The sequence below is a fragment of the Streptomyces ochraceiscleroticus genome (assembly GCF_000720485.1).
In the GTDB taxonomy this organism is placed as follows: Bacteria; Actinomycetota; Actinomycetes; order Streptomycetales; family Streptomycetaceae; genus Streptomyces; species Streptomyces ochraceiscleroticus.
On record NZ_JOAX01000004.1, the window covers coordinates 308846 to 330324 of the forward strand.

At 70.6% G+C, this 21479-nt stretch carries 16 protein-coding genes; 6 read left to right on the forward strand and 10 right to left on the reverse strand.

Features of this window, described 5'->3' with window-relative positions; genetic code table 11:
- Positions 1–9: 9 nt before the first annotated feature.
- The 9 genes from IG84_RS0107230 to IG84_RS0107265 form a co-directional block, all read right to left on the reverse strand.
- Positions 10–2328, reverse strand: a complete 2319-nt coding sequence (locus tag IG84_RS0107230) for an arylsulfatase (RefSeq protein WP_031052717.1) — start codon at positions 2326–2328, stop codon at positions 10–12.
- Positions 2325–4133, reverse strand: a complete 1809-nt coding sequence (locus IG84_RS0107235) for a sulfatase (protein ID WP_031052720.1) — start codon at positions 4131–4133, stop codon at positions 2325–2327. The genes IG84_RS0107230 and IG84_RS0107235 overlap by 4 nt, the downstream gene beginning before the upstream one ends.
- On the reverse strand, positions 4130–5071 hold the full coding sequence (locus tag IG84_RS0107240; protein ID WP_211266425.1) for a formylglycine-generating enzyme family protein: 942 nt from the start codon (positions 5069–5071) through the stop codon (positions 4130–4132). The genes IG84_RS0107235 and IG84_RS0107240 overlap by 4 nt, the downstream gene beginning before the upstream one ends.
- Positions 5068–6951 (reverse strand): ABC transporter ATP-binding protein, encoded by a 1884-nt coding sequence (locus IG84_RS0107245; protein WP_051861475.1) that lies wholly within the window; start codon positions 6949–6951, stop codon positions 5068–5070. Before IG84_RS0107245 ends, IG84_RS0107240 begins: the two co-directional genes overlap by 4 nt.
- A complete protein-coding gene (locus IG84_RS0107250) occupies positions 6948–7832 on the reverse strand; it encodes an ABC transporter permease (protein WP_031052726.1) in 885 nt (294 codons plus the stop codon). Before IG84_RS0107250 ends, IG84_RS0107245 begins: the two co-directional genes overlap by 4 nt.
- Positions 7833–7837: 5 nt before the next feature.
- On the reverse strand, positions 7838–8782 hold the full coding sequence (locus IG84_RS0107255) for an ABC transporter permease (RefSeq protein WP_031052728.1): 945 nt from the start codon (positions 8780–8782) through the stop codon (positions 7838–7840).
- A gap of 2 nt (positions 8783–8784) precedes the next feature.
- The gene (locus tag IG84_RS0107260; RefSeq protein ID WP_031052731.1) at positions 8785–10374 is read right to left on the reverse strand and encodes an ABC transporter substrate-binding protein; all 1590 of its coding nucleotides are present in this window, start codon (positions 10372–10374) and stop codon (positions 8785–8787) included.
- A gap of 192 nt (positions 10375–10566) precedes the next feature.
- Entirely contained in the window at positions 10567–10638 is a 72-nt protein-coding gene (locus IG84_RS42895) for a putative leader peptide (protein WP_382467422.1), read from the reverse strand.
- A 44-nt stretch (positions 10639–10682) separates the two neighbouring features.
- Complete coding sequence (locus IG84_RS0107265; protein ID WP_078648661.1) at positions 10683–11945, reverse strand: ROK family transcriptional regulator; 1263 nt, start codon at positions 11943–11945, stop codon at positions 10683–10685.
- A 397-nt stretch (positions 11946–12342) separates the two neighbouring features.
- On the opposite strand from IG84_RS0107265, the gene IG84_RS0107275 reads away from it, so the two are divergent.
- From IG84_RS0107275 to IG84_RS0107300, 6 genes are all read left to right on the forward strand, one after another.
- A complete protein-coding gene (locus tag IG84_RS0107275) occupies positions 12343–13305 on the forward strand; it encodes a TauD/TfdA dioxygenase family protein (RefSeq protein WP_031052735.1) in 963 nt (320 codons plus the stop codon).
- 80 nt (positions 13306–13385) lie between these two features.
- Positions 13386–14015 carry a TetR/AcrR family transcriptional regulator gene (locus IG84_RS38750; protein WP_031052738.1) on the forward strand — a complete coding sequence of 210 codons (630 nt, stop codon included), beginning with the start codon at positions 13386–13388 and terminating at the stop codon, positions 14013–14015.
- Between the two features lie 203 nt (positions 14016–14218).
- A complete protein-coding gene (locus IG84_RS0107285; protein WP_031052741.1) occupies positions 14219–15556 on the forward strand; it encodes an MFS transporter in 1338 nt (445 codons plus the stop codon).
- Positions 15557–15592: 36 nt separating this feature from the next.
- On the forward strand, positions 15593–17635 hold the full coding sequence (locus IG84_RS0107290; RefSeq protein ID WP_031052746.1) for an acetate--CoA ligase family protein: 2043 nt from the start codon (positions 15593–15595) through the stop codon (positions 17633–17635).
- The gene (locus IG84_RS0107295) at positions 17632–18948 is read left to right on the forward strand and encodes a DUF1254 domain-containing protein (RefSeq protein WP_031052747.1); all 1317 of its coding nucleotides are present in this window, start codon (positions 17632–17634) and stop codon (positions 18946–18948) included. The genes IG84_RS0107290 and IG84_RS0107295 overlap by 4 nt, the downstream gene beginning before the upstream one ends.
- A gap of 60 nt (positions 18949–19008) precedes the next feature.
- Complete coding sequence (locus IG84_RS0107300; RefSeq protein WP_031052749.1) at positions 19009–20214, forward strand: alkyl sulfatase dimerization domain-containing protein; 1206 nt, start codon at positions 19009–19011, stop codon at positions 20212–20214.
- Positions 20215–20236: 22 nt separating this feature from the next.
- On the opposite strand, the gene IG84_RS0107305 is transcribed toward IG84_RS0107300, so the two are convergent.
- Positions 20237–21409 carry a thiolase family protein gene (locus IG84_RS0107305; protein WP_031052751.1) on the reverse strand — a complete coding sequence of 391 codons (1173 nt, stop codon included), beginning with the start codon at positions 21407–21409 and terminating at the stop codon, positions 20237–20239.
- Positions 21410–21479: the final 70 nt, after the last annotated feature.

The following is a 21479-nucleotide window of genomic DNA, read 5'->3' on the forward strand; positions in this document are numbered from 1 at the left end:
CCGGAGTGGTCACTCGAAGGCGGCGGCCGCCTCCCGCAGGGTTTTCGCCACTGTCTCCGGCGCGTCCGGGCCCGGCGCGCCGGGGCGGTAGGTCACCGAGTGCAGCCGGCCGTCGTAGCGGAAGGCGCGGTGGCGCTCGTGGAGCGGCCAGGAGACCGGTGATTTGCGGTCGATGCCGACGCTGATGCCCTGGAACGGTGCCATGCCGATGAGCTGGTGCACACTGCCCGGCACCGGCCGCTCCGCGCCGTCCACGGTGAGCGAGAAACGCCAGCGCAGTCCCTCCTCGGCGGTGGCGGTGAGCAGGATGTCGCGGGTGCCGGGCGGTAGCGGCCCGGCATCCGTCTCGTGCAGCCGGCCGTACTCGTTGTAGGCGAAGTACAGCCGGCCGTCCTCGACGTAGAGGCTGTAGCCGCCGCCCTGGTCACCGTGCGAGACGAGAACGCCCTGGTCGCCGTCGGCGTACGACTCCAGGCGCACGGCGATCTCGAAGGAGCGGAAGGCGATCAGCCGGGAGGAGCGGTAGCGCTCCAGCTCGGGGGTGCCGGGCAGCAGCCGCAGCTCGCGGGTGTAGCGCTCGTCGGCGGGGTGGCGGTGGGCGAGCGCGCCACTGCCGTCGGGGAGCGGGAAGACACCGTTGCGCCAGGCGGCCTCCTCCCATGCGGCCGCCAACTCCTTTACAAGGTCCGGCCGTTGACCGGCCAGGTCATGGATCTCGGTGGGGTCGGTGCGAAGGTCGTACAGGGCCCACTCGGCGTCGTCATAGGGGGTGCCGGGGCGGTGCAGGGTGACCAGTTTGTGGCCGTCGCGGTAGTAGCTGCGGTTCCCGGTCATCTCGCAGTACTGCTCGGGGTGGGTGGAGCCGGCGGCCGGGTCGGCGAGGACCGGGGCGAAGCTCGCTCCGTCCACCTCCTGCAGGGGCACCCCGCGACGCTCGTCCGGGCGCGGGGTACCGGCGAGTTCGAGGAGGGTGGGGGTGATGTCCGTGACGTACTGGTACTGGGTGCGCAGCCCCCGTGCGAGGCGGCCGTCGCGGACGCCGCGCGGCCAGGACAGCACGAACGGTACGCGCACCCCGCCCGCGTAGGTGTGTCCCTTGTACAGGCGGAAGGGCGTGTTGGAGGCCATCCCCCAGCCTCGGGGATAGTGCACGAGGCTGCGCGGGCCGCCGATGAGGTCCGGGTCGCGGTCGACGTCCGGCTCCCAGTCGCCGGGCAGCCGCGGGTGGTGCACGAAGCGGCTGAAGTAGGAGCGGGTGCCCTCCGCGCCGCCCTCGCCGGTGCCGCCGTTGTCGGAGGTGAAGACGATGACGGTGTTGTCGAGTTCGCCGAGGGCTTCGAGGGTGGCGGTGAGGCGGCCGAGGTTCTGGTCGATGTTGTCGACCATCGCCGCGTACACCTCCATGTAGCGGGCGTAGCGGCGCTGTTCGTCCGCCGTGAGGGAGTCCCAGGCGGGTACGTCGAGTCCGGCCTCGCTGTTGCGGTCGGGCAGTGCGGTGCCGGGCGGGAAGAGGCCGGCTGCGATCTGGGCGGCGAAGCGCTGGTCGCGCAGTGCGTCCCAGCCCTCGTCGTAGCGGCCGCGGTGGCGGGCGATGTCCTCCTCCTTGGCCTGGAGGGGGCCGTGCACGGCGTTGTGCGCGAGGTAGAGGAAGAAGGGTTTGTCGGGGTCGTGGGCGCGCAGGCCCTTGATCATGGAGAGGGCCTGGTCGGTGAGGTCATCGGTGTAGTAGTAGCCCTCGGGCAGCTCGTCGATGTCGAGGGGGCTGTTGTCACGGACGAGCTGGTGCGGGTGGAAGAGGCTGGTCAGGCCCTCCAGGACGCCGTAGTAGCGGTCGAAGCCCTTCTGCAGCGGCCAGTTGGCGCGGTCGTCGGCGGCGTTGGAGGCCGAGTCGCGTACGAGATGCCACTTGCCGACGGCGTAAGTGGCGTAACCCTGGTCGTGCAGGAGTTCCGCGAGGGTGGGGATGTCCTCGGCGATCGTCATGCCGTAGCCGGGAAAGCCGGGGTCGGAGTTGGCCACGTGCGCGTAGCCGACGCGGTGCGGGTTGAGCCCGGTGAGGAGGGCGGCGCGGGCCGGGGAGCACAGCGGCATGGTGTGGTAGTTGGAGAGCCGTACGCCCTGGTCGGCGAGGTCGTCCAGGGTGGGAGTGGGGATTTCCGAGCCGAAGGGGCCGATGTCGCTGTAGCCCATGTCGTCGACAAGCACCACGACGATGTTGGGTGCGCCGGCGGGAGCGGTGCGACGTGCGGGCCAGGCGGGCTCGGACGCGGCGAAGGTGCGGGCGATGTGGCCGGGGAAGTCTTCGTAGGGGTCTCGGCGGGTGGTCACGGTGCGGGGATCTCCTGGGCGTGGGCCGGATACAGGCGGGCGAGTTCTTCGGCCAGCGCGGTGAGCTGGTCGGGGGCGGGGTGGCCGGTGACGGCGGCGAGCTGCAGCAGGGAGCCGCCGCCGCGTACGGTCAGCAGCTCGGTGTCGAGGAAGCCGGGCAGCAGCCTGCGCACCGCCTCGACGGCCGCCGGTGCGGACAACAGCTCCACCAGCGGGGTACGGAGGTTCAGCCGCCCCTCGGGGAACTGGTCGGAGCGCGGTGCCGGCAGCCGGGCGGCGTCGGCACGCTCGCGTTGCGCGGTGACCAGCAGGTCCTTCTCGGCGACCTCGGCCGGGTCTCGCGGTACACCGAGCCGCTCGTACTGGTCGTCGGGCGCGTCCCCCGCGCGCAGTTGCTCGACCAGGAGCCGCAGCATCCGCAGCTCGACCTCGTCGTCCGCGAGGGGGTGCTCCTGCCTGGGGTCGGTCTCCAGGTCGAAGAGGAGGGTGCCGAAGCGGGCCGGGCCCAGCAGCGGTGAGGTGCGGGCCTCGACACGGAGGGTGCGCACTCCCTTGGTGAAGGGGAACGGCTCGGCGAGGCGGATGTCGGAGAGTTCCTCGGGCGAGAAGCGGCCGCGGATGTGGGTGGGCATGAGGGTGTGCTCGTACAGCGGCTTATTGGTGTCGTCGTGGCAGGCGCGCATGTAGACGTAACGGCCGTCGGTGATGTTGACATGGCCGCCGAACATGCCGAACAGCGCTGATTCGCGCGGCAGTTGACTTGTCAGCGCCTCGCCGAGGGGGCGTCCCTGCATGTCGGGGGTGGGCGGGACGCCGAAGTACTCCAGCAGGGTGGGCGCGAGGTCGATGGTCTGCACGAGTCCGTCGTGGCGGCTGCCGGCGGCCTCCGGGCGGCGCGGGTCGTGCACGAACAGCGGGGTGTGGACCAACTCGTTGTACCAGGGCTGGACGACCTTGGCCCACCAGCCCTTCTCGCCGAGCAGGAAGCCGTGGTCGGTGCAGACGATGAGCAGGGTGTCGTCCCACAGCCCGTACTCGTCCATCGCGTCGAGGACCCGGCCGAGGGACCGGTCGCACATCGACAGCAGTGCGGCGTACTCGTACCGCGCGTGGGCCTGCTGTTCCTCGGTCTCGGTGACCTTCGTGTAGTCGGGCCAGTCGAAGTGCGGACCGTCGTAGTCGTGCGGGTAGAGGTCCTTGTAGTGCTCCTGGGTGAAGAAGGGCTCGTGCGGATCGAAGGTCTCGATCTGGACGAACCAGTCGTCCTCGGCGTGGTTGACGCGGAGGAATTCCAGGCCCGCGTCGAAGGTGAGGGTCTGCGGCTGCTTGGCCTCGGTGTCGAGGTACTGCCGGTTCACCCAGTCCTGCCGCCAGATCTCGCCACGGCCCGAGTGCAGGTCGCGCGGCGGCTCCGGGTCGGCTACCTGGCCCTTCCACGGGTCGCCCTCCTGGCCTCGGAAGAACTCCCAGGAGTTGTACCGGGTGTGGTAGGTCGCGCCGCCGTCCTCCCAGTAGTGCTGGTGGTCGCTGACGAGATGGGTGTACACACCGTGCTGCTTGAGGAGTTCCGGCATGGAGTCGTCGAACGGCTCCAGCGGCCCCCAGCTCCGGTGCAGGAAGTTGTGGCGCCCGGTGTGCAGCTCGCGGCGGGCCGGCATGCAGGGCATCGAGCCCGCGTAACAGTTGTCGAAGGTGACGGTGCGTTCGGCGAGCCGGGAGAAGTTCGGTGCGTGCGTCCAGTCGGCGCCGTAGGGCGGCAGCAGGTGCCGGTTGAGGCTGTCGAACATGACCATGACGGCCTTCACGGAGTGGTTCCTTCTTCCGTCGGGGGCTGCGGGAGGTCGCGGGCGCAGCGGAAGCCGCCGTGTCCGGTGGAGGAGTCGGGGGTATTGTGGGAGCGCGCCGCGACCCGGTAGCGGTGGCAGTACGAGGCGTGGCACAGGTAGGAGCCGCCGCGGATGACCCGCTCGCCGGGCGCGAAGGCGTCGGCGCACCACTCCCAGACGTTGCCCGAGGTGTTGTACAGGCCGTAGCCGTTGGGTTCGTACGCGGTGACCGGGACGGTGCCGGTGCGTCCGCCCGGCCGGTCGGAGCGGCGGGGGAAGTAGCCGAGCCAGGTGTTGCACATCTCGCGGCCGCCGGGGGTGAAGTCGTCGCCCCACGGGAAGCGGGCGCCGTCGAGCCCGCCACGAGCTGCGTACTCCCATTCGGCTTCGGTGGGCAGCCGCAGCCCCGCCCAGTCGCAGTAGGCAAGGGCGTCGGCGTGCGAGATATGGACCACGGGGTGGTCGTGCCGGTCGTCGACGTGCGAGCCGGGGCCTTCGGGGGCGTGCCAGACGGCGCCTTCGACGCCGAGCCACCACGGTGCGCCCGCCACCCGGCCGAGGACGTGTTTACGGGCGGTGGGCGCGAGGAGCTGGTGGAAGACGAAGGAGCTGCCGAGGCGTTCCGCATCGGTGGTGTAGCCGGTGGCGGCGGTGAAGGCGGCGTACTGGGCGTTGGTGACGGCGGTGGTGTCGATGGCGAAGGGCGCCACGGCCACCTCGCGGACGGGGCCTTCGCGGTCGGCCCAGTACCCCTCGCCGAAGGCATCCCCCATCCGGAAGGTGCCGCCGGGGAGGTCGGCCATGCGGTGTCCCGGTGGGGTGGCGGGCTCCGGCTTCCGCAGGGGTAGGGAAACGGGAGCCGCCGTGGCAGGTCGGCGCGGCGCACAACACGAGGCGGTGGCAATGCGTGCCGTCATACGACCACCCCCGGCGCGACGGGTACGGGCTCCGGGGCCGCCGCGAGCAGCGCCCGGGTGTAGGGATCGCGCGGGTTCTCGCAGACCTCGTCGGCGCTGCCGGTCTCCACGATCCGCCCGTTGTGCATCACGGCGATGCGGTGGCTGACCTGCCGGACCACCGCGAGGTCATGTGCGATGAAGACCAACGCGAGCCCCAGGTCGCGCTGCAGGTCGCCGAGGAGGTTGACGATCCCTGCCTGCAGAGAGACATCGAGTGCGGAGACGGGTTCGTCGCAGATGAGCACGGTGGGTTCGGGTGCCAGGGCGCGCGCGATGCCGATGCGCTGCCGCTGCCCGCCGGAGAAGGCGCGCGGGTGCCGGCCGGCCGCTGACGGGTCGAGACCGACCTGCCGGAGCAGCTCGGCGACCCGCTGTTCCCGTGCCCGACGGTCGCCGAGGCCGAGGGAGATCAGCGGCTCGGCCACGACCTGACCCACCGTCATGCGGGGGTTGAGGGAGGCGTACGGATCCTGGAACACCATCTGGACGGCCCGCCGCACCTCGCGCAACTCCGTGCGCGACGGCCGGGTGATGTCCTGGCCGCGCAGGCGCAGCGTGCCGCCGTCCGAGGGGTGCGCGTGGGCGAGAACCCTGGCCAGCGTCGATTTCCCCGAGCCGGATTCGCCGACGATGCCGAGGGTCTCCCCCGCCGCTAGGGTGAGGGACACCCCGTCCAGCGCGGTGAAGCCCTTCGTGCGCCCGGTGAGGCCACGGCCCCGGTACACCTTGCGGATGTTCTCGGCGGCCAGCACGGTGCCGCCGGGCGTCGGCCGGTCGATGCGTTCGGGCGCCGCGGGGCCGGACAGTGGTTCCGTACGCGCGGCGGCCGGCGGGCAGGCGGCGCGCACCCCGTCGTCAAGGGTGACGAGCCGGGGCCGGGCGGTGCGGCAGCCGTCCTCGGCGAAGGCGCACCGCTCCGCGAAGGCGCAGCCCTCCGTCGGCCGTGCGGGGTCGGGCGGGCTGCCGGGAATGCCGGTCAGCCGGGTGCCCGAGGGGGCGGAGAGCCGCGGTACGGCGGCGAGCAGCCCCGCGGTGTAGGGGTGGCGCGGCCGGGTGAGTACCCGGTCGGTGGGGCCGTCCTCGACGACGGAGCCGCCGTACATCACCAGCACGCGTGCGCAGGTGCGGGCCACCACGCCCATGTTGTGGGAGATGAGGACGAGTGCGGTGCCGGTGCGCCGGTTCAGGTCGGTGAGCAGGTTCAGGATCTGGTCCTGGACGGTGGCGTCGAGGGCGGTGGTGGGCTCGTCGGCGATCAGGACGTCCGGTTCGCCGGCGAGGGCCATGGCGATGAGGATGCGCTGGCGCTGGCCGCCGGAGAAGCGGTGCGGGTGGTCGTCGAGGCGCCGCTCGGGGTCGGGGATGCCGACCAGGCCGAGGAGTTCGGCGGCGCGGGCCCTGCGTGCGGCCCGGTCGCCGTATCCATGCGCGCGGAGTACTTCGTCGAGGTGTCTGCCCGCGGTGAGCACCGGGTTCAGGGACGTCATCGGGTCCTGGAAGATCATGCCGATGCGGGCACCGCGTACGGTGCGCAGGTGGCGTTCATCGGCCGCCACCAGGTCCTCGCCGTCGAGGAGGACGGAGCCGCCGGTGACACGTCCGGTGCCGGGCAGCATCCGGGCCGCCGCGAAGGCGGTCGTCGACTTGCCGGAGCCGGACTCGCCGACGATGGCCAGGGTCTCGCCGCGCCGCAGTGTGAAGGAGACGTCGCGCACGGCCCGTACGGGGCGTCCGTCGGCCCCGGTGAACTCGACGGACAGGTCGCGTACTTCGAGCAGTTCGGCGTCGACTCCCGCGGCCCGCTCTCCGGCCAGGGGGCTGGTCCGAGTGGTCGTCATCGGCGTATCTCCCGGTTCAGGGCATCGGCCACCAGCGAGAGGCCGAGGACGAGTACGGTCACCGCGAGCAGCGGCCCGGCGGCGAACTGCGGAGCGTCGGCGAGGTAGGGCATGGACTGGTTCAGCACGCTGCCGAGGGTGGGTTCCGGGGGCCGGACGCCGACGCCGAGGAAGCTCATGGCGCCTTCCAGGAAGACCGCGACGGTGAGCGAGAGAGCGAGCTGCACGACGAGCGGGTCGGCGGCGTTGGGCAGGATGTGGCGGACCAGTGCCCGGGAACTGGAGGTGCCGCCGACGCGCGCGGCGACGACGTACTCGCGTTCCCGCTGGACGAGGATGCCGCCGCGCAACTGCCGTCCGAATACGGGTATTTCGGCGAGGGCGATCACCAGGATCACGGGCAGCCGCCCCGGGCCGAGCACGGCGGTGACGGCGAGCGCGAGGATCAGCCCGGGAAAGGCGAGGATCAGGTCGAAGACCCGCTGCACTGCTGTGTCGGCGACCGGGTGGGCGGCCGCCAGCAGTGCGAAGAGGCAGCCGAGCAGGGCGCCGAGTGGCACGGCCAGGGCGATGACGCCCAGGTCGGTGCGGATGCCGTACAGCACCCGACCGAGCAGGTCGCGGCCGAGGTCGTCGGTGCCGAGCGGGTGGCCTGCGGTGCCGGGCGCGGCGAGGCCCAGGCCGCTCTGCGCGGTGGGGTCGTGGCCACTCAGCAGGGGTGCGAAGAGTCCGCCGAGGACGATCAGCGCGACGAGGGCGAGGCCGGTGAGGCCGCGCGGGGTGCGCAGCGCTGCCAGGTACGGGTGGCGGCGGGCCGGTGCCTTACGGGCGGCGGGCGCGGTGCCCGGGACGGCACCGGCGGTCGGTGTGGTGGTGGTCATGGCGGTCACTCCCACCTGATCCGGGGATCGAGCCAGGCGTAGACGAGGTCGGTGAGCAGTTGGACGAGGACGAAGACGGTGACCAGGAGGAGGAGCAGGTCCTGGACGACCGGGTAGTCGCGGCGGACGAGGCCCTGTTCGGCGAGCTGGCCGAGCCCCGGCCAGGCGAAGATGGCCTCCACCAGGACGGCGCCGCCCAGGAGTTGGCCGATCTGCATGCCGAGGACGGTCACGACGGGCGGCAGCGCGTTGGGCAGTGCGTGCCGCCACAGCAGCCTGCGCGGCGGAATGCCCGCGGCGGTGGCGGTGCGGACGTATTCCTCGCCGAGGGTCCGCTCGATGCCGTCCTTGAGGTACCGGCCGAGGACGGCGGCGCTGGGCAGTGCGAGGCACAGCGACGGCAGCAGCAGGTACTGCACGGAGAGGTCGGGCGCTTCGAGCAGTGGCACCCGCCCGCCGGAGGGCAGGACGCGGACGGCCACCGAAAAGACGAGGACGAGTAGGACGCCGGTGACGAACGACGGCACGGCCAGCGCGCCGGTGGTGACGACGCGGACGGCGGTACGGACCCCACGACTGCGCGACGTCGCGCCGAGTACACCGAAGGCGGTGCCGAGGAGGACGGTGAACAGCAGGGCGCCCAGGGTCAGTTCGACGGTGGCGCCCAGCCCGCCGGTGATGAGGTCAGCGGTGTCGCCGCCGATCACGTACGAGGGGCCGAGGTCGCCGCTGATCAGTCCGCCGATCCAGGAGCCGTACTGGGCGAACAGCGGCTCGTTCAGCCCCAGCCGCTCGCGGATGGCGGCCACGGTGGCGGTGTCGGCGTCCGGCCCGGCGAGGGCGCTCGCGGGATCGCCGGGGACCAGCCGCAGGATGCCGAAGATCAGGAAGGAGGCGAGGACGAGGACGAGGAGAGCGGACGGCAGCCGCTTGAGGAGGTAGCTGCGCATGATCACACCAGGTAGGCGTCGTCGAGGTTGAGGTACATGAATTTGTTGAGCGTGACGCCGTGCAGCTTGCTGCTGGCGACCTGCACGCTCCCCTGGACGACGAGGTCGATGATGAACGCCTCGTCGAGCAGGACGTCGGAGACATGTTGTTCCAGGGCGTGCTGCCGCGCGGTGCCGGCTCCGGCGGCCGTCCATGCCTCCCGTACCACCTTCGTGTAGTGCTCCGAGCGGTACTTCGAGGTGTTCTTGGCCTCGTTGAAGGGGTACGCGCTGACGGCGAGGGTGGCGGGCTGCACCTGCGCGAAGCCGTGGTCCATGGTCCACAGCGCCGGCATGTCCTGCGAGATGAGCTTCTTCTGCGCGGTGGCCGGGTCGGTGGGCTGCAATGTGACGCGGACGCCCGCCTGCTGGAGGTCGTACTGGACGGCCTCGGCGATGGCAGTGGATTCGGGTGAGTTGAGGTGGAGCAGGGGTGCTGTGAGCCGGCTGTGGCCCGCGGACTTCAGCAGCCGGCGCGCCTTGGCGGGGTCGTAGGTGTAGTGGGTGCGGTTCGCCTCGGTGTAGGCCGGGGAGGACTTGGGCCAGGGCGCCGCGGAGGCCAGGCCGTAGCCGCCGAGGGACTGTTTCAGGATCCGGTCGCGGTCCACCGACCAGGCCAGCGCCTGGCGGACGGTCTTGTCGTCGAAGGGCGCGATGGTGGTGTTGACGCCGAGATAGCTGGCGCCGGCGCCCGTGTCGTACGTGGTGACCACGAGATCGGGGTTGTCCCTGACCGTGCGGATGCTCTTCCCGGGCACCTGGTAGGAGAGGTGCGACTGGCCGGAGCGGAGGGAGGAGATCAGGGCCTCGGCCTGCGGTATGACGCGCAGTTCCACCGCATCCAGGTAGGGGCGTCCGGGCTTGAAGTATCTGTCGTTGCGGATCAGGCTCAGGGCGGAACCGGGGCTCCACTTCTTCAGCCGGAAGGGCCCGGTGCCGTTGAGCGTCTTGCCGGTGACGGCCTGCTCGACGGTGTGCCGGTCCGGGATGATCATGAATTCGAAGAGGTCGAAGAGATTGGTCACCGGGTGGGCCAGCTTCAGCACCAGCTCGTGGTCACCGCGCTTCTCGAAATCGGTGATGGCCGCCGCTGTCGCCCTCAACTGGGCGGCGCGCTGCGGGTCCTGCAGATTCCGTACCGCGAAGATGACGTCGTCAGCGGTGAACCGGCGGCCGTCGTGGTACGTCACGTCGTCCCTGAGCTTCAGGGTGACGCTGCGGCCGTCCTTCGCGTACGTCCACGACGTGGCGAGTTCGGGGTGCGGTTTCAGTGCGTCGTCGTACCGGGTGAGGGTGTTGAACAGCAGCCGGTTCTGCAGGGGTTGGGAACTCTGGGAGAACAGCAGGCTCGGGGTGAAGTCGCTGTTGATGGCCACGCTGACGGTGCCGCCCCGGCGGGGGCCGCTGTCGTCGCCGGCCCGGTAGCTCGAAGCGGACACCGCCGAACGGCAGCCGGTCAGCCCCAGTCCGAGCAGCAGGGCGCCGGCGCCGGTGGCACGCAGGGTGCTGCGCCGCGACGGATGGGGTGACGGGGAAGGGTGTGGCTCGGTCATGGGGCCTGCCTGATGACGGAGTGATGGTGTGGACGGCCAGTGCCCGGGAGAGTGCGGGGAAGTTCTTTTCGCTGCGGCAGCAATTAATGGCCGCGGGACTCACACCTGGTGGCTGAGGAACACGCAACGGCCTGACGCCCGCGTGCAAGCAGGCGGGACGGCCTCAAGGCATGGTGAGAAGAGAGGGGTGAATCAGTCGCGGACGGCACAGACCGCGCTGGCCTGTCGACAGAGGTCGACGTGCCTGCGGGCGATGAGGCGCATGTCCGGATTCACGCGAGCAATATGACAGTGAGTCCTACGACCGGTCAACCGACGTCCATTGCCGACGCACCGTCAGTTGTTGCGCCCGTATGTACCTCATGTGTCGCCCGTGCCCCGAGGGACCGCAGAGGCCGCCTGAACAGGGGGTTCAGCACGACGGTGCCGGCCGCGACGGGAAGTACCTCCCGTCCGGCATGTGGACTCACGATGCGTTCCGGGTCGTCGCACACGTGCGACAGATCGACCGCCGCGCCCCGGATCTCCGCCAAGTACGCCGGGTTCCGGGCACTGGAGATTTCGGTGATCACCACGAGGTCGGGGTTGAGCACATCGAGCAGCAGCGCGGTGGCACGCCCCACGGCCCTGGCCCGCTCGCGCAGCAGCCGGTCGGCCCGCGCGTCCCCGGCCGCCGCGGCCTCCACCAACAGCGCGGCATCCGGCTCGGGGACGATGCCGCGGCGCACCGCCGTACGCGCCGTCGCGGTGTCGGAAGCCGTCGCCCCGAGACAGCCGACGCGCCCGCAGTCGCAGGCCACCGTGGAGTCGGGCACCGGCAGATGGGCCACGTCACCGGCGCCCGCACGCGGCCCGCGGTGCACCACACCCGCGATGCCGACCGCGGCATCGACCACATTGCCGACGAAGAGGTGCACCAGACTGCGGCGGGCCGCCGGCCTGCCGAACAGGATCTCCGACTGGGCAATGGCACGGGCGTGATTGTCGACCGCGGCGGGCAGGCCCAGCCGTGCGGTGAGGGCGCTGCCGAGCGGGCGGCTCCGCCAGCCCAGCAGGTCGTGCCGGACCACGGTGCCCTCGCGCGGCTCGATCCAACCGCCCATCGCCGCGCCCACGCCGAGCAACGGCCGCCCGGGCACAGCGGTCGCGACGAACTCCCGCAGCCCGTCCAGTACATGTTCCTGAAGGTGCTCGGTGGAGATCCCCTCGTGCGGGAACACCTCCTTGGCCAGCACCGTGCCGCGCAGGTCCACGATGCCGAACGTCGAGGCGGGCACGCCGATGTGGACTCCCGCGGCGACCGGTCCGCCGTCGCCGGTGTGCAGGTCGACGGGGACCTGCGGGCGGCCCACGCCACCGCTTTCGGCGCGGCCCGGCACCTCGCGGACCAGGCCGAGCCGGGTGAGGTCCGTGCACTGCCGGGAGACGGCCGCGGGACTCAGCCCGGACAGCCTGGCGATGCGACTGCGCGCCACGGGGCCGTGATCGAGCACTGTCCTCAGCACGGCGGCGGTGTTGGCTTCGCGGCGCCCGTCGCCCGCCATGCGCGGACCGGGGGTGGCAAGTGTCATCGGTCGGCCTTCCTGGTTTTCCTATGTGGTTCGCACATTGCCGCAGTTGGTTCTCACGTTGCCGGAGTGTGAAATCCGTTCGCCGGGGAGACGGCGAGACAACAGTGGGCGCCCGAGCGGCTCCGCGCTTCCGCTTCTGTCCCAGCGATGTGGTCATCGTCGCTGGTCAGGGCCGGTTTCGCAGCCGGACGCCGATGATGCGAAGACACCGGCGCAGAGGCCGATTGAACCATCAGGGAGTGCTGTGCGGGGAGCCCGCGACCGCTTGACGCACCTTCACGGACGCTGCGACGCTCCCGGGCATTACTTCCGCTCCGAGTCGAATTCCACGCCGAATCGAGCCCGGACGTCCTCCACCTCCGCCTCCGCCTCCGCCTCCCGAAGGGACATCCCCGTCATGACCTCCACCACGGCAGCGCCCGCCCCCGCTTCCGCAACGCTCACCGTCGAAAAGGTGGGCGGCCGCCTCGGCGCCGTCATCTCCGGAGTACGCCTCGGCGGCGACCTCCCGCCCGAGACGGTCGCCGCGATCCGCGCGGCCCTGCTGGAACACAAGGTGGTCTTCTTCCGCGGCCAGGACCATCTGGACGAGGAGAGCCACGAGGAGTTCGCCACGCTCCTCGGCACCCCGGTGGCGCACCCCACCGTTCCCTCGGCCGACGGCCGCTACGCCCTGCCGATCGACTCCGACTACGGCGGCCGGGCCAACCAGTGGCACACCGACGTCACCTTCGTCCCCGCCTACCCGGCCTTCTCCATCCTCCGTGCCGTCGTCATCCCGCCCTACGGCGGCAACACCCTGTGGGCCAACACCGCGACGGCGTACAGCAACCTCCCCGCACCGCTGCGCGCCCTCGCCGACGGTCTCCGGGCCGTGCACACCAACGACTACGACTACGCAGCGCTGCGTCCCAACGCCGCGCCCGAGCAGCTCGTCCACTACCGTGAGGTCTTCACCGCCACGAAGTTCCGCACCGAGCACCCGGTGGTCCGGGTGCACCCGGAGACCGGTGAACGCGTCCTGCTGCTCGGCAACTTCGCACAGCGCATCGCCGGCCTCACCGGAGCGGACTCGCGCGCCCTGGTGAACCTCTTCCAGTCCCACATCGAGCGGCCGGAGAACACCGTGCGCTGGCAGTGGCAGGTCGGCGACGTGGCGATCTGGGACAACCGCGCCACCCAGCACTACGGCGTGGACGACTCCGACGACCACACGCGCAAGCTGCGCCGGGTCACCATCGACGGCGACGTACCAGTGGGCGTGGACGGCCGGCCCTCCGTACTGCTGTCCCCGGAAACCGTGCCCGCGCCCGCCTTCGGCCCGGCCTCCGGCGCCACCACCACCGCAGTCGAGTCGTAACCCTAGGATGGGGCGGTATCAAGGCTGCCGAGTCGTGGGGTGAGAGTGTGGGCAAGAGGGGGGCGTCTTCCGGGCCGTCGATGGACAGCGAACTCACCGCGCAGACACTCGAACGCGCCGCTCTCGACCTGCTCGAACGCGATGGTGTGCTCGGCGGGTTGAACCTGCGCGAGGTAGCCGACCGGGCCGGGGTCAACCGTGGGCTGGTGTACCACTACTTCGGCTCCCGCCGGGATCTGCTGCGCTCGGCGCTCCGCCGGAACGTACGGGAACGCATCGCCGCCATCCGGCTCCAGGACCGCCCGGCGCGCTTCAGCTCCCGCGTCCGGCACGTGCTGAAGGGCGGCGTCCGGTACGCGTCGGCCTTCCGGCTGGCGGTCCTCCTGCTCCTCGACGGCGATACACAGCTCCGGTTGATGCCCGACCTGCCGCGTACACAAGAACTCCTGCGGCAGGATCAGGAGGCGGGGCTGATCGACCGTGATGTCGATCTGGTCGCCCTGCACACCGCTCTGACCTCCCTCTCGACGGGCTACGTCCTTGCGCGCTCGCGCCTGGCGAAGGAGTTCGGGGTGGGCGTCCGCGAGCTCGATGACCGGTTCATCGGGCTCGCGGAGCGGCTCTGCAGCGCGGTGGACGGCCCGGCCGAGGACCCCGACGGGCCATCCGAGCGCACCGCCGGACCGTCCGAGGAAAGCGGAAAGGGCTGACTCCGGACCTGCCTCGGCGGACAGGCGTATCTGCAGGTCACCGCGTCAATACCGGCTTGGCTGCGCCCTGTTGAAGCTTAGCGTTTCGCTAAAACGCTGGCGCCCACCCCGTTGACGGAACGCTAAAGGACCGGTTTCATCGGTGTCGCCCGGGCATACCACGCGGTATGCCCGGCTCCCTTCAGCGTCCAGGAGGCCACACGATGACGGCTCCGCAAGTTGTCGGACGATCCGGCGTGCGCGGCACGGGCGAGACCACGCGGCGCACCATGCGCGGCTGGGCGGTCACCGCGATGGTGGTCGCGCTGATGGTGATCAACTTCGCGGACAAGGCGGTGCTGGGGCTCGCCGCCGCCCCGATCATGAAGGAGTTCGGCCTCACCGCCGGCGAGTACGGTGCGATCGCCAGCAGCTTCTACCTGCTGTTCAGCCTGTCGGCGGTGATCGTCGGGTTCCTCTCCAACCGGGTGCGGACGACGTGGATCCTCGCGGCGCTCGCCGTGCTGTGGTCGCTGACCGCATTGCCCGTACTGCTGGCCGCCAGCGTCCCCGCGCTGTACGTCAGCCGCATCGCACTGGGCGCGGCGGAGGGTCCGACCGCGCCGATGGCCGTGCACGCGGTACAGAAGTGGTTCCCCGAGCGCTCCCGATCGGTGCCGACGGCGCTGACCAACATGGGCGGCGCCCTCGGCCTGGCGATCGCCGCTCCGACACTGGTGTACTTCATCACGCACCACGGCTGGCGGTCGGCCTTCGCCGCCCTCGCGGCGGCAGGGCTCGCCTGGGTCGTGTTGTGGGCGTTCATCGGCCGCGAGGGCCCCTTGGACACCTACGATGCCGGGCTGCACGGCGCGGAGAACAGGGGCGCCGAGAACACGGACGCCCGCGTCGAGCCGCACGTCTCATACCGCCGGCTGTTCTTCAACGGCACCTGGCTGGGCACGCTCGCCGCGGGGATCGGCGCCTACTGGGCGCTGGCGCTCAACGTGGCATGGCTTCCGGCGTACCTGGAGACCTCACTCGGGTACACCGCGGCCGGGGCCGGCAATCTCGTGGTCGTCCCGCACATCGTCAGCGCGGCAGTGCTGCTGCTCGTCCCCTGGCTCTCGGGCCGCTGGATGCGCGGCGGAGCGAGCGGCCGCGTCGCCCGGGGCGTCACCGGCGGCCTGGTGGTGATCGTCGCCGGGGTGTGCATGTTCGCTCTCCCCTACGCCGGCGACGGCTTGGCCGTGCTCCTGATGACGCTCGCGTTCGGTCTGCCCAGTGCGGTGTTCCCGCTGAACTACCTCATCGGGGCACAGGTCGTACCCGTCCGCCGGCGGGGCGCGGTGCTGGCCACCAGTACCGCGCTGGTGACCCTGGCGGGCGTCGTCGCCCCCGCCGTCACCGGCTGGATCATCGACGCGGCACCGTCGCCGGGCTCGGGTTTCCACGGGGCCTTCGCCGTGTGCGCCGGACTGATGATCGTCGGCGGCCTCATCGGCGTGCTGACCATCAACCCGGAACGCGAGGCCCGCCGCTTCCAGCTGACGTCAGGCTGACCAGCTGATTCCCGTACCGAGTCACGGAGGTGCTCGATGTCCGATCCGCTCGACGCGCTCTTCTTTCCCCGCAGAATCGGTGTGATCGGGTTGTCGGCGCGCCCCGGCACCTGGGGCCGCCGCGTCGTCGAACTGCTGCAGGCAGGAGGTTACGAGGGCGAGGTCTACGCCGTCGAGCCGCGGGACCCCGATCCCGGGCTCCCCGTCATCGACGACCTCGTGGCCGCGGGACACCTCCTCGACCTGCTGGTCATCGCCGTGCCGGCCGCATCCGCCATCGACGTGGTCGAGCGGGCGCGGCGCGGTGGGGTGGGAGCGGTGGTCCTGTTCTCGGCCGGATTCGCCGAGGACGGCCCGGAAGGCCGCGGCCGGCAGGAACGGCTGCGTGCCGCCGCGGGCGACATGCCCCTGCTCGGCCCGAACTGCCTCGGCGTGATCAGCAAGCCCGCCGCTGCCGCGGTGACCGCGTCCGCGTACGTGGCACGCCCCGCACCACCGCCCGGACCGCTGGCCATCGTCACCCAGAGCGGCGCGATGGGATTCGTACTGGCCGGTCTCCTCAATCAGCGCGGCGCCGCGTACTCCTACTACGCGAGCGTGGGCAACGAGGCGTGCCTGCAACTCACCGATGTCGGCGGCTACCTGCTGGAACGGCCCGACGTGCACGTCCTTGGCCTGTACGTGGAACAGGTGCGGGACCCCGCGGCACTGACCCGGCTCGGCCGTCGGGCAGCCGCACTCGGCAAGCGCGTCGTGGTCCTGAAGTCCGGTGTGAGCGAGGCGGGTGGCCGGGCCACCCTCTCGCACACCGCGGCCGTCGCGGGCGACCATCTGCTGTTCAGCGCGCTGTGCCGGGACTCCGGGATCGTCGTGGCCGGGGACGACGAGTCGTTCGCCGACCTGATGACCGCGATGCAACGCCCGATCGCACTGCCCCCGCGCCCGCGGTTCGCCGTGCTGTCCATGTCCGGTGGCGCCGGGGCGGTGATCGCCGACCGGCTGGCAGCGCTCGGTGCCGAGGTGCCGGAACTGGGGCCGCGCACGCGGGCTGCCGTGGCAGCGCTGGAGCTGGCGGGGGTGGCCGCGATCGACAACCCGATCGACCTGGGCGGTCAGTTCTACCGGAAAACGGACGCGTTCGGCGAACTGCTCACGACGTTGGACAAGGACGCGTCGCTGGACGGCATCGTCTGCTACTTCACCTTCGGCGACCAGTTCCCGGAGGTGTACCACCGGCTCGCCGTCACGCTCGCCGGCCTGGAGACCCCCGGCTGGCTGATCTGGGCCTGTCCCCCTGACGGTGCGTTGGCCGACACCCCTGCCGGCGTCGTCCATACGAGCATCGCGAGCCTGATGCGCGCACTCCCCGGCCTCGTACGCGCACCCGATCCCGAACTGCTCGACGAGGACACGACAGCGGCCGTGAAAGCAGCGGCGATGAGGGCCGCGGCCCGCCTGCCGCGCGAGCCCGGTGTGGTGACCGAGGTACTCGCGAGCACGCTCCTCGGCGAGCTCGGTGTGCCGTACGTGGAGTCCGTCACCACGACGCCGTACGACAACGGGCCGTTCGTCGTCAAGATCGACTCTCCGGACGCCCCGCACCGCGCCCGGCTCGGCCTCGTACGCCTGGGGGTCTCGGGCGCCGACGTCCCCAAGGTGACTTCCGCTCTGCTGGACAGGGCCGATGAGCTGCGCCTGCGCGACGTACAGGCAGTAGTGCAGCCTCAGCTCTCCCACTGCGGGGAACTGTCCGTGGGAGCCGTCCGCGACCCCCACTACGGGCCGGCCCTCGTCATCGGCCCGGGCGGCGCTCACGCGGAAGACGCGGACGAGGCACGGCACGCCATCCCGCTCCCCGCTGCCCCGGGCGCCGTACAACACGTGGCTGCGACGCTGGCCGCCACGTACCCCGGGCTCGATCACACCGCAATCGCCGAGATCTTGTCGCTGCTCGCCGAGTTCCTCATGCAAGCACCGACCGTGGCCGAACTCGACATCAACCCGCTGCTCGTCCGCACCGACGGCTCCGCGGTCGCCGTCGACTCACTCATCGTGCTGTCCAAGGAGATACGGTCATGAGCACTGCCGGATTCGGAATCGTCAAGCGTGCCACGGATACCTTCGCCATCGGCGTCGAGGCTTATGTGTGGGGCTATCCGCTGGTCCTGATGGAACGCACCAGGAAACTGCTCACACACAAAAACCACCGCGGCAGCGCCCCTCTCAACACGCTTCGCCACCGTGCCAAACTGGCAACGCCACGCGACCGCGAAATCGTCAAGCCGAACAATGACACCCTCTACTCCATCGCCTGGCTCGACCTGGCGAGCGGGCCGCTCGTCCTCGACGTCCCCGACGTCAGCGGGCGTTATTACAGCTTCCAGTTTCTGGATGCCTACACCAACACCTGGGCATATGTGGGCCGTCGCACAACGGGCACAGAAGCCGGCCGCCACCTCATCGTCGGGCCTCAATGGCACGGAGAAAGCACCGGTCTTCCGGTTCTGAAGTCCCCGACCAACACCGTCTGGCTGCTCGGGCGGACGATCGTCGACGGGGAAGGCGATCTCAAGGCCGCATCGGAACTCATCAATCAGTACCGGCTGACACCGGCCGACGAGAGCGACCGTACTGCGGAATGGTCGACGGGACCGCTGCTCTCCCCGCACGAGATCGGCGCCGCGGGCATCTCCTTCTTCGATGAACTGGGCGCCGCGCTCGAAGTCAATCCCCCGCCCGCGACGGAAACCGCCCTCCTCGACAGCTTCGCCTCCCTCGGTATCGGGCCGGGGCGCCGTCCCTCTCAGGACGTACCCGAGGGCGTGGCCAGGCTGGCCCTTGAGCAGGCGGTCCACTTCGGCGACCGTCTCCTGAAGACCAGGGGCTCGACGAGGGGTGCGAAGAAAGACGAAAAGGGGGCCGGATGGTCCTACGATCTCGACCTCGGCAGCTACGGGCAGAATCACCTGCTCCGCGCGATCATCGCCCAGCACGGCCTCGGCGCGCTCACCGCGGAAGAAGCCGTCTACGCCAGTACTCGGCTGGACGCGGCCGGCCATCAGCTCACCGGCGAAAACACCTACCGGCTGCATTTTGATGCCGACCGGCTGCCGCCCGTGGACGCCTTCTGGTCTCTCACGGCCTACGACGAGGAGAATTTCCTCGTCGAGAACGACATCAACCGGTACGCCATCGGTGACCGAACCCCCGGTCTCACCTACAACAGCGACGGGTCCCTCGACATTTTCGTCCAGCGCCAGGAACCCGCCGACTGCCCGTCGAACTGGCTGCCCGCACCGTCCGGAAAGTTCGAACTGACCCTGCGGTTCTACCAGCCGCGCGAAGAGATGCTCCAAGGGAAATACCCTCTGCCGCCCATCCAGCGCCGCTGATCAAAGTCACCACCGACCGCACATCCCCACGGCAGGACACCGAATCGAGGAGCTTCCGCCATGCTGGCGACAAACGACGAGACCAATCCCCTGCTCGGGCTCAGGGAAGTGGAAGTCATCGCACCCGGGGTCTACACCATCGGCTTGCAGGGCAACAGCCTGGCCGTGGAGACCGGACAAGGTCTGCTGGTCGTCGACTCCGGGCCGGCGCCCCGCCTCGTTCGCCCGGTACTCGACCGGCTGCGTGCGCACACCGACAAGCCGGTCCGCTGGATCGTCTACAGCCACGGACATCTCGGCTACAACTACGGTGTGCCCGGTTTTCTCCAGGCCGCCGAGGAGCGCGGCGAGGCGCGCCCCACGGTGATCGCCCACGAGAACGTCGAGCGCCGGTACCGCCGTTACCTGGAGACCGCGGGCCTGCAGAACCACATCAACGCGCGCCAGTTCCGCCGGCCCATCGAGGACTTCCCGCCCGTTCCCCCGCTGACTTTTCCCGATCAGACCTACGCCGAGTCCCTCACCCTGGACAGCACGGGCCGCACGGTCCGGTTGTTGTGGGCACCCTCGGAGACCGACGATGTGACCGCGGTGTGGCTGCCGCAGGAGCGGATACTGTACGCCAGCGCGGCCGTGATCAACGGCATCCCCAACATCGGTACCCCGATGCGCACCATGCGCGACACCGTGCGCTGGGCGGACACCCTCGACCGGCTCGCCGCGCTCGATCCGGCGATCGTGATCCCCGAGTTCGGTCCGGTGCTCCGCGACGGTGCGGCCGAGCAACTGACCGCGACCGCCGCCGCGTTGCGCTGGCTGCGCCGCGCGGTCGTCGAGCGGCTCAATCGGGGCATGGGCGTCGATGACCTCGTGCATGACATCGATTACCCGGCCGAGCTGTTCGACGTGCCCTGGATGCGCGAGAACTACGGGCATCGCGAATTCATCGTGCGCGACATCGTGCGGTCGGAAACCGGGTGGTGGGACGGCAACCCCACCACTCTGCACCCCAGCCCGCCCGCCGTTGCCGCCGCCGCGCGCGCCGACGCCATCACCGACAAGCAGGCGGTGCTCGACCATGCCGCCCGGCTCCGTGACGCCGGGCGGGTGCAGGAGGCGCTGCACGTCATCGATCTGCTGGCGTTGGCGCCCGGCGGCGACCCCCATGTCGCGCAGGCCCGCAAGCTCAAGGCCGACCTGTGCGCGCTGCGCAGGAAGGACGCCCCCAGCTACGTCTCCCGTAGCTGCTACGGGACATCACAATGAAACCAGGCGTGCAGGGCGGTGTTCAGAGCAGTTCGAGGATCGTTGCGTTGGCCATGCCGCCGCCCTCGCACATGGACTGCAGGCCGTAGCGGATGCCGTTGTCCTTCATGTGGTGGACGAGGGTGGTCATCAGGCGGGCGCCGGAGCCGCCGAGCGGGTGGCCGAGGGCGATGGCGCCGCCGTTGGGGTTCAGCCGGTCGTAGTCCGCGCCGACCTGGCGTTGCCAGCCCAGCGATACAGAGGCGAACGCCTCGTTGATCTCGAAGGTCCCGATGTCGGCCAGGGTGAGGCCGGACCGCTCCAGTACCTTGTGGGTGGCCGGGATCGGGCCCTTGAGCATGGTGATCGGGTCGGCGCCGGTGACCGTACCGGTGTGGAAGCGGGCTATCGGAGTCCAGCCGTTGCGCTCGGCGACCTGCCGGGTCGTGACCAGCAGTGCTGCCGCGCCGTCGGAGATCTGCGAGGCGTTGCCCGCGGAGATGACACCGTTCTCCTTGAACGGGGTGGTCAGGCCCCCCAGCTTCTCCAGGGTGCCGCCGCGCCGCACCCCCTCGTCGGTGTCGAAGACGCGCTCGTTGCCATCCGCGTCGGTGACCGTGACGGGCGCGATCTGGCCCTTGAAGCGGCCCTCGTCGATCGCGCGGGCGGCCTTGGCGTGCGAGTCCAGCGCGTGCTGGTCCAGCTCCTCGCGGCTCAGCCCGAACTCCTCGGCGATCATCTCGGCGCCGACGCCCTGGTTGAAGCGGTAGTGGTCGTACCGCTCGGCGACCAGCGGGCCGTACGCCTCGCCGAACTGGCCGCCGGAGCGGCTGGCCCCCATCGGCACCCGGGACATCGACTCGACGCCGCCCGCGATGGCGATGTCGTACTGACCGGCGATGACGCCCGCCGCTGCCTGGTGCACGGCCTGCTGGGAGGAGCCGCACTGGCGGTCGATGGTCAGGCCCGGGACGTGCTCGGGCCAGCCGGCGGCGAGGACCGAGTACCGCCCGATGCAGCCGGCCTGTTCGCCGACCTGGGAGACGCAGCCCCAGATCACATCGTCGACGGTGGCCGGGTCGAGGCCGTTGCGCTCGGCCAGCGCCTTGAGGACGTGCGCCGACAGGTCGGTGGGGTGGATGCCGGACAGCGCGCCGCCCGGCTTGCCCTTGCCGACGGGCGTGCGTACGGCGTCGACGATGACTGCGTCACGCATGGAGGTGCTCCTCTGGTCCGTCTCGGTACGTGCGGGGGAAGGGACGTGGAAAGGGCCGTGGCAAGGGCGG